The 555-nt window shown below is 68.8% G+C and carries 1 protein-coding gene; it reads right to left on the reverse strand.

Translation table 11 applies throughout. From position 1 onward, the window contains the following. The coding region (locus LGN10_RS33435) for a TolC family protein (RefSeq protein WP_226226302.1) at positions 1-555 on the reverse strand (555 nt) is incomplete at both ends.

A 555-nucleotide genomic window follows, 5' to 3' on the forward strand; every position in this document is an offset into this window, starting at 1 on the left:
ACGCCGACTGGATCGCCTTCTCGTAGTTCGCGATCTCGATGCGCTTCTGCACGTTCGCGAGATTCAGGTTCGCGATGTTCTGCCCGCCTTCGAAGATCGGCATCGTGATCTGCGGCGCGAACGACCACGCGGCCGTGCCGGCCTTGAACAGACCGCCGAGCGTCGGGCTGCCGGTGCCGAACGCGCCCGTCAGCGAGATGCGCGGGAAGAATGCCGCGCGCGCCGCGCCGATGTTCGCGTTTGCAGCCAGCAGCGTCTGCTCGGCCTGCATCACGTCCGGACGCCGCGTGAGCAGATCCGAAGGCAGGCCTGCCGGCACGTCCGTCAGCAGATTCTGCGCGTCGAGCGGCATGCCGGCCGGCAGGTCGTCCGGCAGCGGCTCGCCGATCAGCAGCACCAGCGCGTTCAGCGCCTGCGCACGCGCACGTGCCTGCGCCTGCTGGTTCGCGAGCGCCGTCTCGACCACCGTCTGCGCCTGACGCAGCTCGAGCTCGGAGCCCGTGCCGTTGTCGAACTGCAGCTTCGTCAGGTCGTAGGACGCCTGCGCGGTCTTCA

It is taken from the genome of Burkholderia sp. AU32262, assembly GCF_020419985.1.
Lineage (GTDB): Bacteria > Pseudomonadota > Gammaproteobacteria > Burkholderiales > Burkholderiaceae > Burkholderia > Burkholderia semiarida.